The organism is Rhizobium sp. SG570 (assembly GCF_012275345.1).
Classification (GTDB): Bacteria; Pseudomonadota; Alphaproteobacteria; order Rhizobiales; family Rhizobiaceae; genus Rhizobium; species Rhizobium lusitanum.
The window spans coordinates 35,867-53,161 of record NZ_JAAZQI010000010.1 but is presented as its reverse complement, the minus strand read 5'-3'; the positions used below and the strand labels follow the sequence as shown (position 1 = coordinate 53,161).

At 57.6% G+C, this 17,295-nt stretch carries 14 protein-coding genes and 1 pseudogene; 10 read left to right on the top strand and 5 right to left on the bottom strand.

The window, feature by feature from the left end:
- The first annotated feature begins 55 nt into the window (after positions 1–55).
- The 6 genes and pseudogenes from FHT28_RS20205 to FHT28_RS20185 all read left to right on the top strand — a co-directional run bounded on the left by FHT28_RS20205 (position 56) and on the right by FHT28_RS20185 (position 5,664).
- Positions 56–628, top strand: coding sequence for a gluconokinase (locus tag FHT28_RS20205; protein WP_210255809.1), 573 nt, complete (start codon positions 56–58; stop codon positions 626–628).
- A 48-nt stretch (positions 629–676) separates the two neighbouring features.
- Positions 677–2,032 (top strand): GntP family permease, encoded by a 1,356-nt coding sequence (locus tag FHT28_RS20200; protein WP_168597162.1) that lies wholly within the window; start codon positions 677–679, stop codon positions 2,030–2,032.
- Between the two features lie 63 nt (positions 2,033–2,095).
- Positions 2,096–2,301, top strand: a pseudogene (locus tag FHT28_RS36275) (IS6 family transposase); the annotation flags it as partial.
- 569 nt (positions 2,302–2,870) lie between these two features.
- Positions 2,871–3,869, top strand: a complete 999-nt coding sequence (locus FHT28_RS20195; RefSeq protein ID WP_245297512.1) for an ABC transporter substrate-binding protein — start codon at positions 2,871–2,873, stop codon at positions 3,867–3,869.
- The gene (locus tag FHT28_RS20190; protein ID WP_092574540.1) at positions 3,866–4,906 is read left to right on the top strand and encodes an iron chelate uptake ABC transporter family permease subunit; all 1,041 of its coding nucleotides are present in this window, start codon (positions 3,866–3,868) and stop codon (positions 4,904–4,906) included. Before FHT28_RS20195 ends, FHT28_RS20190 begins: the two co-directional genes overlap by 4 nt.
- Complete coding sequence (locus FHT28_RS20185; protein ID WP_037200940.1) at positions 4,903–5,664, top strand: ABC transporter ATP-binding protein; 762 nt, start codon at positions 4,903–4,905, stop codon at positions 5,662–5,664. Before FHT28_RS20190 ends, FHT28_RS20185 begins: the two co-directional genes overlap by 4 nt.
- 446 nt (positions 5,665–6,110) lie before the next feature.
- Here the strand turns inward: FHT28_RS20185 and FHT28_RS20180 are convergent, their stop codons facing one another.
- Together FHT28_RS20180 and FHT28_RS20175 are read right to left on the bottom strand one after the other, a co-directional pair.
- Positions 6,111–6,530, bottom strand: a complete 420-nt coding sequence (locus FHT28_RS20180; RefSeq protein WP_168597161.1) for a type II toxin-antitoxin system VapC family toxin — start codon at positions 6,528–6,530, stop codon at positions 6,111–6,113.
- A complete protein-coding gene (locus FHT28_RS20175) occupies positions 6,530–6,772 on the bottom strand; it encodes a type II toxin-antitoxin system prevent-host-death family antitoxin (protein ID WP_037200943.1) in 243 nt (80 codons plus the stop codon). The genes FHT28_RS20180 and FHT28_RS20175 overlap by 1 nt, the downstream gene beginning before the upstream one ends.
- 229 nt (positions 6,773–7,001) lie before the next feature.
- Here FHT28_RS20175 and FHT28_RS20170 point away from each other — a divergent pair, with 229 nt between their 5' ends.
- The gene (locus FHT28_RS20170) at positions 7,002–8,144 is read left to right on the top strand and encodes an RHE_PE00001 family protein (RefSeq protein ID WP_168597160.1); all 1,143 of its coding nucleotides are present in this window, start codon (positions 7,002–7,004) and stop codon (positions 8,142–8,144) included.
- 130 nt (positions 8,145–8,274) lie between these two features.
- Here the strand turns inward: FHT28_RS20170 and FHT28_RS20165 are convergent, their stop codons facing one another.
- The 3 genes from FHT28_RS20165 to FHT28_RS20155 form a co-directional block, all read right to left on the bottom strand.
- Positions 8,275–8,919 (bottom strand): hypothetical protein, encoded by a 645-nt coding sequence (locus FHT28_RS20165; protein ID WP_168597159.1) that lies wholly within the window; start codon positions 8,917–8,919, stop codon positions 8,275–8,277.
- Between the two features lie 190 nt (positions 8,920–9,109).
- Positions 9,110–10,213 (bottom strand): hypothetical protein, encoded by a 1,104-nt coding sequence (locus FHT28_RS20160; protein WP_168597158.1) that lies wholly within the window; start codon positions 10,211–10,213, stop codon positions 9,110–9,112.
- Positions 10,213–11,826: a hypothetical protein gene (locus tag FHT28_RS20155; protein ID WP_168597157.1), complete on the bottom strand. Its 1,614-nt coding sequence runs from the start codon at positions 11,824–11,826 to the stop codon at positions 10,213–10,215. Before FHT28_RS20155 ends, FHT28_RS20160 begins: the two co-directional genes overlap by 1 nt.
- 336 nt (positions 11,827–12,162) lie before the next feature.
- Between FHT28_RS20155 and FHT28_RS20150 the strand changes: the two genes are divergently transcribed.
- From FHT28_RS20150 to FHT28_RS20140, 3 genes are all read left to right on the top strand, one after another.
- A complete protein-coding gene (locus FHT28_RS20150) occupies positions 12,163–13,629 on the top strand; it encodes a hypothetical protein (RefSeq protein ID WP_168597156.1) in 1,467 nt (488 codons plus the stop codon).
- Positions 13,626–13,985, top strand: coding sequence for a hypothetical protein (locus tag FHT28_RS20145; protein ID WP_168597155.1), 360 nt, complete (start codon positions 13,626–13,628; stop codon positions 13,983–13,985). The genes FHT28_RS20150 and FHT28_RS20145 overlap by 4 nt, the downstream gene beginning before the upstream one ends.
- 89 nt (positions 13,986–14,074) lie before the next feature.
- The gene (locus tag FHT28_RS20140) at positions 14,075–16,954 is read left to right on the top strand and encodes a LodA/GoxA family CTQ-dependent oxidase (protein ID WP_168597154.1); all 2,880 of its coding nucleotides are present in this window, start codon (positions 14,075–14,077) and stop codon (positions 16,952–16,954) included.
- The last annotated feature ends 341 nt before the right edge of the window (positions 16,955–17,295 follow it).

Here is a 17,295-nt window from a genome sequence, read left to right as displayed (position 1 = left end):
CTGCCGGCGATTTGCTTCAAAAGGATGAGATAGCGCTATCTCGGAGGAGGATATTATGGGTAGGATGCCGGCCTTAGTGGTGATGGGCGTTTCAGGCTGCGGCAAAAGCAGCGTCGGCCAAGCGATTTCGGAAGCCGTCAACGGCACGATGATCGAAGGCGACTCCTTTCATCCGGAAGAAAATATCAAAAAGATGAGCGCGGGCCATCCGCTCACCGATGAGGATCGGGCTGGCTGGCTGGCGCGCCTTGCGACAATCTTACAGGACGCCGTCAGGAACGGCGAGCGGCCCGTGCTTGCCTGCTCGGCGCTGAAGAAAAGCTACCGCGACATTTTGCGTGGCAAGACGCCCGACCTCGGCTTCGTGTTTCTGGAAATGACGAGACAGGTGGCTGGCGAGCGCGTTAGCCACCGGCCGGGCCATTTCATGCCCGCTAGCCTCATCGACAGCCAGTTTGCGACCCTCGAACCGCCTCATGGCGAGGCGAACGTTTATCCCGTCGACGCAAACTTGCCCATCGTGGACATCGCGCGGGGCGCGGTCGCGTGGTGGCAGCAGACACCAGGTGCTGACGGCGGCAGGCCAATGCGGCCGGCAAAGGCCCAATCCGGCGAGCTCAAAGCATAAACCAGACAGGCGTCTGTCCAAATCGGAACTTTTCGCGGAGAAATTTCAATGCTCGGACTGACTCGAGAGACCTATCTTCTGGTTGATGCTGGTGCGACCATCATCGGCCTTATCCTTCTCATCACGCGCTCCAAGATTCACCCATTTATTGCGCTGACCATCGCCGCGGGTTTCTTGGGGCTCACCTCCGGCATGGCGACGGACCTGGTGATGAAGTCCTTTCAGGACGGTTTCGGCGGGGTCCTTGGCTTTGTCGGCATCGTGCTCGGCCTTGGCACAATGCTCGGCAAACTCATGGCGGAATCGGGCGGCGCGGACCAGATCGCCCAGACATTGATCCGCACCTTCGGCAAGGAACGGGTGCATTGGGCTATGATGCTCGCAGCCTTCCTCGTTGGGCTACCGCTCTTCTTCGAGATCGGCTTCGTACTTCTCGTACCGCTGGTCTACATCGTCGCGCGCCGGTCGGGCGTGTCGCTCGTCAAGGTCGGAATTCCGCTTCTCGCCGGTCTCTCGGTCGTCCATGGTTTGGTGCCGCCTCACCCTGGCCCGCTGCTGGCCATTAGCGTTTTCGGGGCGGATATCGGCAAGACGATCTTCTACGGCCTCATCGTCGGCTTGCCGACGGCTTTGATCGCCGGGCCAATCTACGGCTCATTCATCGCCAAGAGAATTCCAGGCGAAGCGTCGCCGGAATTGATGGAGCAATTCGTGCGCGATGACGTGGACACAGCCAGAATGCCAAGCTTCACCGTGACGCTTATCACGATCCTAATGCCGGTGTTCCTGATGCTTCTCAAGGCGCTCGCCGACATCGCCCTTGCCGAGCACAACGTCGTACGCGTCTGGATGGACCTGATTGGCCACCCGATTGCAGCCCTGCTTGTGGCGCTCCTCGTCAGTTTCTACACCTTCGGTTCCAATTGCGGCTTCTCGCGCGACAAGATCATCAAATTGCTGAACGACAGCCTTGCGCCGGTCGCTTCCATCGTGCTCATCGTCGGTGCTGGCGGCGGCTTCAAGCAGATGCTCGTTGCCAGTGGCGTCGGCGACGTCATTGGCCATTTGGCCGTTCAGGCATCCGTGTCGCCGATCCTGCTCGCCTGGCTGGTGGCGGCCGTCATCCGCGTCGCCACGGGCTCGGCAACGGTTGCGACAATCACCGGCGCGGGGATTGTCATGCCGGTCATATCCCTCGTCCCCGGCGTCAACCGCGAGTTGCTTGTACTGGCAACCGGCGCTGGATCGGTGATCTTCTCCCACGTCAACGATGCTGGTTTCTGGTTGGTAAAGCAGTACTTTAACATGACGGTTGCCGAGACATTCAAGACCTGGAGTATTATGGAAACGATCATCTCCGTCGTCGGCCTCGGCTTCATCTTGCTGCTGTCACTTGTCGTTTAGGTCGGTATGACGACGGCATCGAAAACTTGAGGGAGTCTGTAATTTGATGAGCGATGATGGGGCATGACAGATCGTGAGCCGGTCTACCGCCGTCATCGCTTTCCAGCCGAAATCTTCGCCACGGGGTGTGGCTTTACTTCCGCTTCCCGCTGAGCCTGCGGACGGTCGAGGATCTGCTGGCGGCTCGGGGGATCATTGTTTCGCATCGGACGATCCGACTGTGGGCGGAGAAATTCGGGCGCACCTTGGCTAACGAGATCCGCCAGCGCTCATCTGGGCGGCTCGGAGGAATGCGAACAAATGCCTGTCCATGCGGTCGCGCGGTCAGACGATACGCAAGACGCTGGCAGTCATGTAAGAAGCGAGCCGGATGACGAAGCATACGCGCCGATCTTATTCGGATCGGAATTGGCAGTCCGTATCGAGATCTAAAGCCAGTTCGTAAGCTGTGCTGCGGCCGGCGGCCTCGCCTTTGCGCAGGATGCCCTTAGCCAAGAGGTCTGCGATGTCACGTGAGGCCGTGTCCTGGGATGCACTCGTCAATTTTGCCCACTGGTCGATGTAAGCTTCCCGTCGAAATTCCCTTCCGACAACCGATGGAGAGCCTTGGCCATTCGGTCGTAGTCGTTGCTTTGACTGGAAAACTGGCTGACATAGGAGAGCGTCATATTGCTTCTTTTGCCTGTCAACCATCGAATTTACGAGCTAAAATATGACAATTATACTCTTGTTTTTCGCCTGACAAATGGGCTATATCGCGCCGACATTTTTCCGCCACGGCTCGCTCGCCTACACCCGATCAGGATTTCCCGTGAAAATATTGAAATTATTTTTCGCTATTTCAAGCCTCTGCGCCGCTCTGGGCATCGCCACGACAGAAGTGTCCGCAGCCTCGACCAGCTATCCATTGACCATCGACAATTGCGGTGCCAAGGTCACCTTCCAGAAAGCGCCTGAGCGGGCAATTGGGCTTGGCCAGAACAGCGCCGAAATTCTTCTTCTGCTCGGCCTTCAGGACAAGATGGTCGGCACCGCTTTCTGGCCGAGCAAGATCCTGCCGCAGCTCGCCGAGGCCAATGCCAAAATCAAGCTCCTGACCTTGGAAATGCCGACCTTTGAGTCGATGCTCGCCGAAAATCCCGACTTCGTGGCGGTGGCCTTGCCGAGCCTGGTCGGACCGAACAGCAAGATCGCCAAGCGCGAGGATTTCGACAAGGTCGGTGTCGCCACCTATCTCTCGCCCAGCACCTGCCTCAGCACCAAGGACGTCAAGGACCAGTACGGCAGCCGTGGCGAGCTGTGGAACATGGATCTTCTCTACAAGGAGATCGCGGAACTCTCCGAGATTTTCGATGTCGCCGATCGCGGTCAGGCGTTGATCGCCGACTTCAAGGCGCGTGAGGCCAAGCTTCGCTCCAGCGTTTCCAAGGACGGCGTGAACCTGTCCTACGTCTTCTGGTTCTCCAGTCCCAGCCCGTCGGCCGATGCCTATGTCGGCGGCAAGAACAGCGCCTCCGGCTTCATAGCCGACCTGCTCGGCGGGCATAATGCGATAACAGCGGAAGCGGAGTGGCCGACGATCGGCTGGGAAGGCATCATCGCCGCCAATCCTGACGTGATCGTCGTTGCCAGTCTTGACCGCAATCGTTGGGAACTCGACAAGCCGGAGGCCAAGATCAAGTTCCTGAACACCGACCCGGCTGTCAGCCAGACCCCGGCAGTCAAAAACAAGGCGATCGTCGTCATGGACGGCCAGGCGATGAACCCGACCATCCGCACGATCTACGGCGCCGAGCAGGTGGCGGAGCAGTTGAAGGCTCTCGGTCTGCTGAAGTGACGGAAGTGGGCAGTGTCTTCCGGCAACTGGGAGCGGTCATAGCACTGCTGCTCGCCTCCCTCTGCCTGATCGCGATCGCCGTCGGCGTCAGCGTGGGGATCGGTGACCTGCCGATCCCGCTTGCGACCACATTTTCGGCCGTCACCAACCGGCTCGGATGGACCGCGGTCGAGCTGAACCGCATCCACGAGACTGTTATCTGGGATTATCGATTGAGCCGCGCGCTCGTCGCCGCCTTCTGCGGCGCGGGCCTTGCTCTGTCGGGTGCGATCATGCAGTCGCTGCTGCGCAACCCGCTTGCCGAACCCTATGTGCTCGGCATCTCCGCCGGCGCCTCCACCGGCGCCGTGGCGATCGTCATCTTAGGCGTCGGCTCGGGCGCGGTATCGCTATCAGCCGGGGCCTTCGCCGGGGCCTTCGCAGCCTTCTTCTTCGTCGCGCTGCTGTCGAACGGCACGCGCGGTGGCGCCGACCGCACCATCCTTGCCGGTGTGGCCGCATCGCAGCTCTTCAATGCCTCGACCTCCTATATCGTCACGACATCGGCCAATGCACAGCAGGCCCGCGACGTCATGTTTTGGCTGCTCGGCAGTTTCGGCGGTGTACGCTGGCCGGAATTCGCACTGGTCTCGATCGTCGTCGGGTTCGGCCTCGCCGCCTGTCTGTTCTATGCCCGCGTGCTCGACGCCTTCGCGTTTGGCGACGAGGCCGCCTCCTCGCTCGGCGTCGATGTCGGCCGCGCCCGCCTGGTGCTCTTCGCTCTGACCGCCATGATGACGGCGACGATAGTCAGCATGGTGGGGTCGATCGGCTTCGTCGGCCTCGTCGTGCCGCATGTCGCCCGCTTTGTCGTCGGGCCGCTCCATATCCGTCTGCTGCCTGCCTGCGCCGTCGGGGGCGCGATCTTCATGGTGCTCGCCGACATCGCCGCCCGCGCCCTCATTCCGAACCAGATCCTGCCGATCGGCGTCGTCACTGCGCTGGTCGGCGTTCCCTTCTTCTCCATCATCCTCTACCGGTTCCAGCGCACGTCATGAGCATCAAGGCCGACAACCTCACCTGGAAAATTGGCAGGAAGACCATTTTGGACGGCGTTTCGTTCGAGGCGCAGCCCGGCCGGATGCTCGGCCTGCTCGGACCGAACGGCTCGGGCAAGACCTCGCTGCTGCGGCTTCTCGCCGGCCTGAAGCGGCCGCATGCCGGCCGCGTCACGCTCGACCGCAGCGATATCGGCACGATCAGCCGCCGCTCGATCGCCCGGCGCATTGCCTTCGTCGAGCAGCATGCCACGACGAATGCCAATCTGAAGGTCGTCGATGTCGTTAAGCTCGGAAGGTTTCCGCACCGGTCGATGTTCTCGGGCTGGACAAGGGCTGATGAAGAAGCGGTCGAAAGTGCGCTCGCGCGTGCCGGCATGGCGGAGAAACGCGACGAGCGCTGGCAGAATCTATCGGGCGGCGAGAAACAGCGCACCCATATCGCAAGGGCGCTCGCTCAGTCGCCGCAGGAACTGATCCTCGACGAGCCGACGAACCATCTCGACATCCAGCACCAGATCGGCCTGATGCGACTCGTCTCCGGCCTGCCGATCACCAGCATCGTCGCCCTGCACGATCTCAACCATGCCGCCATGTTCTGTGACACGCTGATCGTCATGCAGCAGGGCAGGATCGTGGCCTCTGGCATACCGGAGGAAGTTCTGACGGAAAGCCTCCTGAAGAACATCTTCTCGGTGGAGGCCCGGATCGAAATTTCACAGCATCACTCTCGGCCGCATATCCACTATCTACGGTGACCCCTCGCGGTGGCAAGGTCGCGGCCCTCGTGATGCTGTGGTCGCCGCTCCAGATGGGGACGCAGGACACCAGTACGAACCGTCTGCCTGATTTATCCGCCATTATCTGGCGATTGCACTGGAAGGTAGCTCATAGGAACGAGGCGAGTGTGCAGATCGGGGCCATCTGATTAACCAGGATCATAGAAAATTCCGTTAATCGGCATCGTAGAGGATAAAGTGGTCTCCTTCGACATGGACTACCGCTACTCCCTGAACATCGGCCCAGTTCTTTGTCTCTCGTAACCCGCCAGTATGCCAGCCCAACTCGGTTGGACGCCGCGCAGTTCGTTCCACTTTGTGTAATGATTGGTCCGAACGCCCCAATCGATCATGCAGGCAGAATGGCGTCGAGCGCATCGAGCTCTTCGGCACGCTTTGAAACGGTGTTTCCAGAGGGCGACAGGTCAGTGCTCATGCTCGAGCGGCCCAACGATGGTGATCCCTTCACCGCGGGCGGCGGTCGCCATTTTCCGGTCGCCGGTCGCCAAAGGCAAACCTTGCGTTCTGGCTAGCGCGACATAACTCGCATCGTATGCGGTCAGCGTGTAACGGGTCGCCAGTTCCAGGACGAGGCCGTCCCCTCCCGATCCCGCATCCTCCAGCGGCAGCCCTCGCAGCTGTGTCATCAGCAGCAGCGGTTCGCCCTGCTTGAGCCGACCACGTCGCTCGGCCACCAGAAACAGGTTGCGTGTCTCGAACCAGAACAATGCCGGCACGAGACCCACTGTCGAACGCATCTCCGATATCAGTCGATCGGCGGCGTCTTGTTGCTCATCGGGAAGAAACCAGGCGGCGGCGATGGAGGCATCGAGAACGAAGGCCATTAGTAGCGCCTTCCTTCATCACGCCATTCGCGGATTTCGTCCTGTGTGGTGACTTGCCGGCCAGCGCGCTGGGCCTTGATCTCGGCGATCAGCGCATCGACGTCGTTGTCGCGACGGATACGCGAAAGCCTGGCGACAGGCGTGTTCCCGCGCGAGATGATCACCTCTTCGCCGGCTTCGACTTTCGCCAGCAGCTCCGACAGATGGGTTTTGGCTTCGGCGACCTTGACGGTAACGGTCATGATGAATGCCCCAAAGTTTGTGTTTCTCGTCGAGCAGACGGTGATTTGCACCACTCTCAACATTCTGCCCGATCGTATGGCCGTTTCCGTAAGTTGGTCAAGGACTAACCATATCACCATCGATAACCTGTACTTATCGATGGTTAGACCATCAACCATCGATCATACTATGTGGCGAATCGTAATATTCAGATAGAGTTCGTGTAAGAAATCATTTACCATAATTTCAATGGCTTACGATCTCGCAAGAATCAGTATGAGCACCCTGTTGCGGCCGGTTTTCGACGCCGGTACGGCGCTCACCCGTCTGGACGAGCGCATCGCCCGTTCTCCCGTCGGCGCGGGCTTCTTGGAACGGTCCCAATTCACTGACGCCTGTGCGTCCCTGTGGATCGACGGCGAGCTCGTCCATCTCGAGGACCTCGTCCTGCACGATGCCACCCGCGATACCCGCACCCCAACCCACGAACTCACCATCGCCCGCGACGTGCTTCGCACCCGTCGGCGGATCGCCGCGCAGTCGCCGGATTGGGCCTTGTCCGCAGAGGGTATCCGAGCCTTGCGACAAACATCGGACATCAATTCGGCCGGCGCGGGCGAGGGGAAGACTGCCGTCGTCATTCGCCCCGCGGCGCCGATAAATCCGGAAGGGGAGGGGGAGGAGGATGACGACGCCAAAGATCTGCCCGGTGTCGACTATGCCGCGATCGATGCTGTGCTCGCCCGATCGGAGGCTGCGATCGAGAACGCAACGCGGCCCGGTCGCGCAGGAGCAGCGAGCGGGCGTGCCGAAAAGGATCCACTAGTCTACGATCTCGACTGGGACGAGGATGCCCGGCTTGAGGAGTGGCGCAGCGTCTTGCGTCAGGCCGAACATCTGCCGGCAGTGCTGCAGGCGATGATTGCCCTCGATGCCTGGAACGAATTGTCGGTGCTGCAACATGCACCCTGGCTTGGACGGCTGCTTTGCGCGTCGATCCTTCGTCAAGCCGGCATCACCACCGGCATTCATCTCGCCGCCATCAATCTCGGCCTGAAAACCATCCCCGTTGATCGGCGCCGGCATCGCGATCGGGAGACGCGGCTGCTGGCTATCGCCCACGGTTTGTTGGCGGCGGCCGAGATCGGCATGAAAGAACATGGCCGGCTGACGTTGGCGAGAACGATGTTTGAGCGAGAGCTCGAAGGGCGGCGGACGTCGTCAAAACTGCCGGAGCTGGTCGAGCTCGTCATGGCGAAGCCATTGGTGTCGGCCGGGATGGTGGCGAAAACGCTCGACGTGACGCCGCAGGCGGCGCGGCGGATCGTTTTGGAGCTCGGCCTCAGGGAGATGACGGGCAGGGGGAGGTTTAGGGCGTGGGGGATAATCTAACCGGGTAAGGCCATGTGCGGGCTGATCTGCTGAACAATACCCCTAAATGTACCGGCCGCCGTTTTATCGTACTTTGTATCAAACGATGGGCGAAAATAACTGCCCATACGTAGATGAGCCAGATTCTCATCTAGAAAATTTTGATCTGATCGACCACACGCTGATAGGCGACTTGGGTTGTAACGTACTTGTTGTTTAAGGCTGAAATCGCTTCGTTCAGAGCGTCTATGCCATCTAGCAGAGTTTCCTTGTCCCGGATCCCCCTCAGAAAACCCGTCGTGGGGGTATCGTATTTCGCAAGACCGCCTTTTTCCATCAGTCCGATGATGAAACCGTCCCTGTCTTCAGGCGAGAACGTTAACGGAGCGTAGTCCGCATCAAAGACGAAGTAATCGCAGATACTTATCAGATACCGACGGATTACAGGTATCTCGACGCTACTGGCAAAAGCCTGGCTCTCGAACCGCAGCAGATCGCGCTTCCCCTCCAAAGGCTCCCGCTCGCAGAGCATCTGCGTAACGGCGGTTTTCAGAATGTCTTGGACACCAAGTTTTTGATCACCCGAATTTTCAAAATCAAGCTTTCGGATTGTATTTCGGGCATGACTGAAGATCGCGGTGTAGTTCACGTGCACTTCACGCAGGGCATCGTTGGAGGGATTCACGACGTCCTTGAAGAGCCGTTTGCCACGTCCCGGGATCTCAGTCGGCAGTGTCTTGACCTTCTCCAGGATGCTGAATAATTTTTCGAATGAAGCGAGAAGTTCTACTGACATTTTGGGAGATCCTAGAGACGTTTCAGTAATCGATCGCAGATAATCCTTGGAAGACTTCCGGAAATATTCCGATTTCGATCGAGGGAGCGCCTCTTAAGATCTTTACGATCTCTAACCCTCCGACGAATTAGGCGGATGGATCCGGGCGGACTGCCTTTTCACTTGAGCGCGGCTGTCAACGACCGTGACCTCAGTATCGGGTGGGAGCAGCAGGTCGGTGAAGCGTCGAGGCGACGTCAACCTTGGCAAGCCCGGAGGTTTTAGCAACCCTGCTCTTACATCCAACAATCGGAGGGTGAACACTTTTGCCGATGTTCATGGCCACCCCGGTCAACTTCATCGAGATAAAATCGGCAATCTGTCCACCGTATCGAATTGGTTTTCCGTTGATCGTAACGTCGCTGACCAAATAGCCTCGATCGGCGGGCACTTCGAAAATAGCGCGCACCGCCTTTTGAGCCGTACCACGAGTAATTTTCCAGAAGAGGGCCGGTTGCGTCCCATCGGGACTTGCCCAACCCGCCGTGTTCAAACCAGCAAAATATATCCCAACTGGATTAGCGAGCGAGATGTCTGCGTCCTTGCGCGCCAACGCATTGACACCTCCACCAATGGTCGGATCGCTGTGCCGCTCGGGTTGACCATAGGCACCGCACCTAATGAGGTCCTGATCGTTGGTCAGAAGCGCCCCTTTGGGCGCACGCGTGTTGCTCGCCCCAGCTGCAAGCTCGATCTCTGCACCGAGAGTGTTGTTCTGCTGAATCAGATGCATTGCTCCCTTGGAAGTACCGCTGTTCCACTTGTTCCGCGGGTTGTAAGTCCCCGCCGAGGTTAAAAGGTCCTTCTGTTGAACCGCTGGATCCACGTGATCACGGTAAAGCTGCAAAACCTTGGCAGGTTCTGTTGCCGCAAGAAATTGCCAGTATTCAGGCCCTTCACAGGTGAAAGTGACCCGAGAAATTCGCCCATCGGCCAGACGGGTTACACTCCACTCACAATATTCGTCTTGAACATCCCGGCTTCCATCAGCAGTCTTCCAACGCTCTTCATCCGTTACCGCGTCAATTGCCACCAATCGTGGAAACGCGGTCCAGCTTATATCCTGCTCGACAGCATCGGCAGCAAGTGGCGTTCTCGAGGCGTTGAAGAATCGTGGGCGTGGAGCATCAAAGTCGTACACGTCGGGCTGTCCAGCCTTTGCATCATCGAGCTGTTGCGACATCCAGTCACTCCACGCCTCTTGTTGCTGCTGATTGAAGTCCTGCAAGAATCCTGGCGGGTCAAAGCTTGGCATCACACTTTCTCCGGGTCGGGTAAAACATGGGCATCTGCGTCTATGCGCAGAAAAACGGGAATATCCAGGGTACTGGCGATCGGCAGGGTCAGACCGAATTCAGACAGGGGACGCTTACGGAATTGCCGACGTCTGGATTCGGCCAGTTGAAAGATCTCGTCAAAACCATCCTGCGTGCCCAACTTCTCGGTGAGCTTCATCCAATATGTCTCGATCATCGTCGCGAACGATTGTTCCCAGCCTCCAGCATCAACACTCCAAAGCGACAGGAACTCTGCGCCGATAGCGCCTCCGCCATCACGGACAGCCTGCGCGAAGGACGCCTCGTCGGTACCATCCAGCTTCATTCGGTCAGGGAAAAATTGAAGCAGATGTTCTCGTTTTCTGGAAAAGATTGGGTTCTGGAAATCGACCATAAGCAGACAGGCTGCGAGGCGTCGCGATAAGGCGCCCCGTTCAATGAGGCCGGCTAGAATGACACGATCTTCAAGGGGCGGCTCCGGAACGACGAAGGCAAAATCGACATCTCCCGGTACCACCACGCCCCCGTCCTGCCGCTGGACCGCATATTGATTAAGGCAATTCAAATAAAACGATCCCGGAATTTTCAGGCGCTGGATGTTGGCCGGTATGTTCAGTTCTTCGAGCAGGCAGTCCGTATTAACGAAGAACGTCATCGGCAAACGAAGCAACTCGTCAGGACCAAGTGACGCCGACTGTTGAGGAGAGGACGTGAGGTTGACGGTGGTCGTTGTAACGACCTGTCGAAAGAAACTCCGGGCATTTGCGAGGACGCCATCTTGGGCATCGCGGTCGAACCGCGATTTCGTCCAACGGGATGTACCGGAGCGCACGATATGTTCGAGATCCTCCGCCCCTTTGACCTGTGAACTGTGGTAGAGAGTGTCCGATCGTAAAGGATCGTCAGGAGCGAAAATCTCGTCCTGGATTGTCGAGGCTTGGGAGTGCCAGTGAAGCCACGGCACTTTCAGTTCTTTCATGACGGGCGCGCCATTCACATGGCTGTCGAACGGACCGCGCCCCCTTGTTGGTGGTTCCAAAGAGTGCCACGAGTTCCCGGCCCAGGACCATGTTCCATTGCGCCGCTCATAAAAATTATAGGCACCAGCAACCGGATCCCAGGCGAAAACTTGCAAAAAAATGGAGTTTGAATTGAACGGTGGCGCAGTTGATACGAACACCTCCGCGTCTTGTTCCCGGTGACGGGTGACCACCAGCCGAAGGTGGCGATCTAGATCCGCGGTTGAGACCGTCCAAGCAATCTGTCCGCCATCTGCGACCCGATAGATCCGCTGTTCTGGGAGCGCGTCGGTACCGACAATGCTGTCAAGGATTGCCAACAATTCGAGCAGGGTCTTTGGCCGGTGCCCAGGGGCAAGCACCAATTTGGCGAAAGGATCGTTGACTGGCGAAGCTTCCGCTCCAGGATCGAGCAGTGATGCCGTTCCGTCGATCCCTAGGATAAAGCGCGCGACGGCGTCGGGGGGAATGTCGTTCAGCGGATCGGCAAGCCCGTCACGAGACAGGCCAGACGCTCTCCGTTGGTAAGGAAAATTGCGCGTGGGAAATCTTGGAGTGCCGTCAAACGTCATGTTCGTCACCACTGCGTTTTGGTGGTTGGCCAATGAATTCGCTCGTTGCTTTATCCTAGAGGCGGTTTGACGACCCCGATAACACTCGAAAACGCATGAAACTGCCGCCACAACCCTTAAATTAATAGGGGCGACTATTTCTTAGCTAGGCTATCGTTTATGCGGTTTATTAAAATAGTTTTCTCTCCCTCAGATTCAGTATTCACAACCCATTGTAGAAATGCAAGTATAAACCGATAGAGGGATTCCAATTTTATTTCATCCGGCCGGTGCGCATTTTGAAATTTGCGCGACGGTTCGCTGCGACGATTCCTGTAGGACTTCGGCGGAGGGCGCATGATGCGCGAATTCATGAAGATGCTTTTGTCGTGCCAGATTTGCCTAGCAATCCTGACCTTCGCCACGCCCGCACGCTTTGTGCGAGCCCAAGAACTTGAGCAATGTCCGGTGAGCGCTCCAAATGCGCCCACTCCAAAAATCAGCGAAAAAGGGCTTGCCGACGTCTGTATCCCAACCGGGTTCAACGGCAACCCGATCGACTTCTTCGACGACTATTCCTGGCGCGTTTTTCTTGGCCTTGTATGGCCGGCCAAGGATGAAGAGCGTGGGAAGCCGGATCCGGCAGCGGAGCTCGGCGCCTCGGGCAGGCCTGTTGTCTTCGAAACCTTCAAATCGGACTGGGAGGTATTCCAACCCGGAGGTGCCGCACCGTCAGATTGGCTCGAGATTGGGACGAACAATCCTTGCGGCGTCAAACTTGAAAAGGGCGAATTGGTTCTGGCAGCCTTCTCGAAGTTCGAAAACCTCGCCCAAGCTGGATTTGGCAATCTTGTCGGACCTCTTATCGCACAGAACAGGACGTACATCAGGTTCGAAACTGCCTTCAACGAGAACGAGTTTGACAAGATATTCAAGGACAAGCTCTATCTTCGAAGCAATCTGAACAACGTCGTTTTTGACGCTGGTGCTATTGATATAAAAGCATCCTGGCTTGATATGACCGGAATAGGCCATCCCGAACGTTTTTATACGCGGGACGCGTATCTGCTCGATCTCGCTAGCGAAACCTGCTCCAAAAAACGAGTGGGATTGGTAGGCCTGCATATCGTGCAGAAGACCGCCAGCCGGCCCCAGTGGATCTGGTCGTCTTTCGAGCAGGTCGATAATGTTGCGGATCCACACAGCTTGGCTCCTTTGACTTTCAACGCGAACGACGGCGTACCAATGCCGAAGGATGAAAATCCTTACAAATTTCCGCCGCCAGTGGAGACGCCACCGCCCTTCAACGTCGAACGGCTGAAGCCAGTCCATCCGCAAACCGAAAAAACCAACCAAGCCTATCGGGCGTTGCTCGCGAAAAACGGTGGGCCTTGGCAGTTCTATAAACTTGTCGTCACGCAATGGCCGACAACCGCCGGCGATCCATCGCTCGATGGCAGACCCAATCACACCTTTCCCGGACAGGGTACGGACGCCACGAGTTTCGCCAACACAACGATGGAAACCTTCGATCAGAAATCGATTTCCACCGGCTGCATGAACTGTCACACGAGGACCAAAGCGAGCTCGGATTTTCTTTGGTCGCTCAACACACGTGCTTGGCCGTCGGTTTTGGCAGTGGCAACGCAGGTCGCAGCAGGCAGCCCGTCGATCACATCGCTATCGTTGCCACGCACGAGGTCGAAGACGTTATCAGGCGCATTTCCGACCACCAAAAAGCTTTCCATTCCGCAACAGCAGCTCGATGAGTTCCAAGCTTTGAAAGACTTGATGCAGAGCGCAGAAAACCCCTCCGGAAAATGAGGCTTGCGATGCCAATCTCAAATTACGCTCAACTGCAATCGTTCATTTCCGACACCCTGAAGACGCTTGGAGTCGATGCGGAATTTGCGCCGCATGCGGAGTTTTGGAGCAGTCTGAGCTACGAGGAGTTTACACAGGGCAATGTTCCTGGCGTCGGCGGAGGGGTGAGGATTCTGCTTCCCGGCGACGCAGCATCGTCTCAGATAATCCACGCCCTCAAGGGGGAAGGCCAGTTCGCAGGCAATCCGTTCGATCGCATGCCTTCCGGTGGACCATTCATGAGCGACCAGCAGATCGCTGAGATCGCCGGATGGATCAACGCAGGCTGTCCCGAGTTCGACGCGGGTTTGGCCTGACGAGCTTCCGGGGCGCCCCCTTGGGCAACAAAATCAGCCAAAAATCGAACGTGCGGCCAAGACTCAACAGAACACCGAGGAAGCTACGGATGCCGAGTAACACTTCCACTTCCGAACCAACCGCATTGGATTGTAAGGCCGATCCGATCGGGGCTCTCAAAACCATGTTCGTGGATCAGACCATAGGTCCGCGTTTACAGCGAGGCCAAGCACCAGCACGGCGTCCAGTATTCCTCAAGCAGCACGGCGTCGCCCGCGGCCGCTTCGAGCTTCTCGACAGTATGCCCGCCGAATTTCGCGTCGGGCTTTTCGCGAGCGGCACGAGCTTCCCTGCCTGGATAAGGTTTTCGAGCGACACTGTACCGATGCTGCGCGATCTCAAGACGACGGTCGGCGTGGGGATCAAGCTTTTCGACGTTCCTTTGCAAAAGCTGATTGGAAATCCCGCTGATAGGACCTTCGATTTCGTCTTGCAAAATCACGACGTTTTTTTCGTGGATGACGCTGTTGCCATGTGTGAATTCACCAAGGCGAGTTTTGAAGGACACGATCAGGAATATCTCCGCGAGCATCCGACGACCGATCAGATACTTGCGGATATGCAGCATGAGGTCGAAAGCGTGCTCAGCTCCAGTTACTGGAGCGTCCTACCCTACCGTTTCGGAAATGGCCGCCTTGCGAAATACAAGCTTGAAGTCGAATCCGCCCCCGCGAGCGATGGCCCGACAGACAAAGCGGATCCGAACTATCTTGCCGCGGACCTTCATAGCCGCGTTTTGAAGGGCGAGACCCGCTTTCGCTTCCTGATTCAGTTTCAGACCACGGACGCGGAAATGCCGCTCGACCGGGCGACAGTTCGCTGGAGCGAAGAGGTTAGCGCGCCTGTGCAAGTGGCGACGCTCATTATCCCGAGCCAGGACGTCAATGCGCGCGGTCAAAGCGAATACGGGGAGAACCTGGCATTCAATCCGTGGCGCGTCAGTGGTGAACACGAACCACAGGGCAGTGTAGCCGATGCCAGGCGAGTTATATACCAAGCGTCTTCCGAGCTGCGCCGCGCAGTCAACGGGATAGCTGATGGAGAGCCGATCCACGCGCGCGAGGCGGTTTCGTATCCCCAAGCCAAAGATACGGAAATAGTGTCCGCGAAGATCCACCCAGCTATCGGCATCGCTCGGGTGGGCAATTCGCCGGACGAATACTTCATTGGCCCTGAGACCTCTACGCCACTGCCGTCAGTTCCCGGGGATCGGCGTGATGCGACAGGGGCGCTCAAACGCCAGGCGGCTAGGTTCAGGATCTATGGGTATAACAGAGCGGGGGAGGCGGTCGCTGAACTGACGGCTGAAAACGCTCGGATTGAGTGGGGCGTGGAGGTCGCGAACCTAAAGGCCACATGGTATCAGTTCCAAATTGCCCTCGACATACCAGAAGCAGCAACCGCGGATCCTTCGCAAAGACGTAACAAGGATTATCCGGATCGAGCATCGCTGGCGATCCGGCCGAGCAGGCAGACCATTATCGCTCCCGAGCCGACGCCTGCGATCCTTCAGGGAACGTTCGCGGGCCAGAGTGTCTATCTCGGTGAAGCCTTCACAGACGACGACGGCCACCTGATCGTTTTGGGCGGTCATGGAAAAGCCGGTAGTGTCGACGGCGCACAGCTGACGACGTTCGCAAATAATGACGGCTGGTACGATGACGTCTGCGACGGGGCTGTAACCGCCAATGTCACCATCGGAGGCAAGGATCTTCATGTCGATCCTGCCTGGGTCGTCGTCGCGCCCCCCAATTACGCGCCTGACCTCAAAAGTGTCAGGACCTTGTATGACCTTCTGAAAGATGTGTTCATCGATTCAGGTTCCATGAACCTTCCGACGACCGTGTCTTTCGTTCACGATATACTTCCGATTTTCCAGAGACTTGCTGGTCTGCAATGGGTAAATGCCGGGTTCGCTACTGCCTTTGGACACGGCGGTGTTACAGACCTTATGTCTCCCGATTTTATTGGGCGACTGGCCGATCCTTCAGATGCGGCGCTTACGTTTCGCTACGATATATTCAATAGCTTTCGCGACTTCGACAAGGACGGATGGTCTCCATCCGTTTGGCCCTGGCTCTACGGGGATGCGATGGAAATTCCGTTCGCGCAGACCCCACGGCAACACACCATGCTCGCGAAAAATCAGATGTATTGCCTGAAGCAATGGGCCGATGGAAAATTCGAATCCGACCTTCATGGCTCATTGCCCGAACCGGATTCTATCGAGAAACTTGCGCTGGCAGATCGCCCGGCCATGCTGGATCGCGCGGCCCTGGAATTTTGCTTGGCCGACGCATTCCATCCCGGTTGCGAGGTGACGTGGCCAATGCGCCATTCCACGCTCTACATGGCTCCGTTTCGCGTGAAGCATCGACGCAGTGACGAAGTCATCGAGACGACAGGGGACGTTCTGTCGCCTTTTGAGGTGCTGAGATCGAACGGCCCTCTCTATGGTCAGAGGCCTGGATGGTTGACGCGCTGGATGGCGATACCGTGGCACGCCGATACCGCGAGTTGCCGGTCGCAAGCGGACTACGGCCCTGACTATAGTCCTTTTGTCCCGACATTCTGGCCTGCCCGCGTACCCAATCAGGTTCTATCTCAGGCAGACTACTCAATCGTCTCTGATCCCTCACGCACTCGCCAGGAACGCCTTGAGGCATTTAAGAGGCGGACTGACTGGGTCAAAGAAGGACTCGGCGATTCCGACTATCTCACACAGATCCGCGCGATGCTCACCAACTATCCAAGCTTGGGCCTGGTTGAGCTCCGAAAGGGCGTCGAGGGCGATGTTGCTATTCCCGCTGCTGTCTATGTCAGTGATGGCAAGCTACCACAGGCAGCCGGGCCAACACTTCAGGCGACCGTCATCACCGGCGATTTCAAGGAGCGCTTAGGAAATTTCCCCTTCGGTTCGCCAGAATAGACGAACAGGGGATCCTAGCCATGAACGATGTGAATGTAGATTGTCTGGTAATAGGAGCAGGCGTGGCTGGATGCTCGGCCGCGTTGGCACTTTGCGCGCAACACTCAGTCGTAATTATCGATCGTCTTGCAGAGCCAGTGCCGCGCATAGGGGAAACCTTGCCGGCTTCTGCTGAGCGAATGATCCGTCGGTTGACCCTATGGGACGAATTTCTTTCGGACAATCACACCAGGACGCTTGGAAGCATCTCGTGCTGGGGGAGCTCGAGACCGACAATTCGCGACGGCTTTCTCGACCCCTCCGGACTAGGATGGAGCCTCGACCGGATTCGCTTCGAGCGA

Excerpts from the sequence above, each read along its gene's own strand:
- FHT28_RS20205 (WP_210255809.1), top strand. The coding sequence starts at position 56 with ATGGGTAGGATGCCGGCCTTAGTGGTGATGGGCGTTTCAGGCTGCGGC.
- FHT28_RS20200 (WP_168597162.1), top strand. The coding sequence starts at position 677 with ATGCTCGGACTGACTCGAGAGACCTATCTTCTGGTTGATGCTGGTGCG.
- FHT28_RS20185 (WP_037200940.1), top strand. The coding sequence starts at position 4,903 with ATGAGCATCAAGGCCGACAACCTCACCTGGAAAATTGGCAGGAAGACC.
- FHT28_RS20180 (WP_168597161.1), bottom strand. The coding sequence starts at position 6,530 with ATGGCCTTCGTTCTCGATGCCTCCATCGCCGCCGCCTGGTTTCTTCCC.
- FHT28_RS20175 (WP_037200943.1), bottom strand. The coding sequence starts at position 6,772 with ATGACCGTTACCGTCAAGGTCGCCGAAGCCAAAACCCATCTGTCGGAG.
- FHT28_RS20170 (WP_168597160.1), top strand. The coding sequence starts at position 7,002 with ATGGCTTACGATCTCGCAAGAATCAGTATGAGCACCCTGTTGCGGCCG.
- FHT28_RS20165 (WP_168597159.1), bottom strand. The coding sequence starts at position 8,919 with ATGTCAGTAGAACTTCTCGCTTCATTCGAAAAATTATTCAGCATCCTG.
- FHT28_RS20160 (WP_168597158.1), bottom strand. The coding sequence starts at position 10,213 with ATGCCAAGCTTTGACCCGCCAGGATTCTTGCAGGACTTCAATCAGCAG.
- FHT28_RS20155 (WP_168597157.1), bottom strand. The coding sequence starts at position 11,826 with ATGACGTTTGACGGCACTCCAAGATTTCCCACGCGCAATTTTCCTTAC.
- FHT28_RS20150 (WP_168597156.1), top strand. The coding sequence starts at position 12,163 with ATGATGCGCGAATTCATGAAGATGCTTTTGTCGTGCCAGATTTGCCTA.
- FHT28_RS20145 (WP_168597155.1), top strand. The coding sequence starts at position 13,626 with ATGAGGCTTGCGATGCCAATCTCAAATTACGCTCAACTGCAATCGTTC.
- FHT28_RS20140 (WP_168597154.1), top strand. The coding sequence starts at position 14,075 with ATGCCGAGTAACACTTCCACTTCCGAACCAACCGCATTGGATTGTAAG.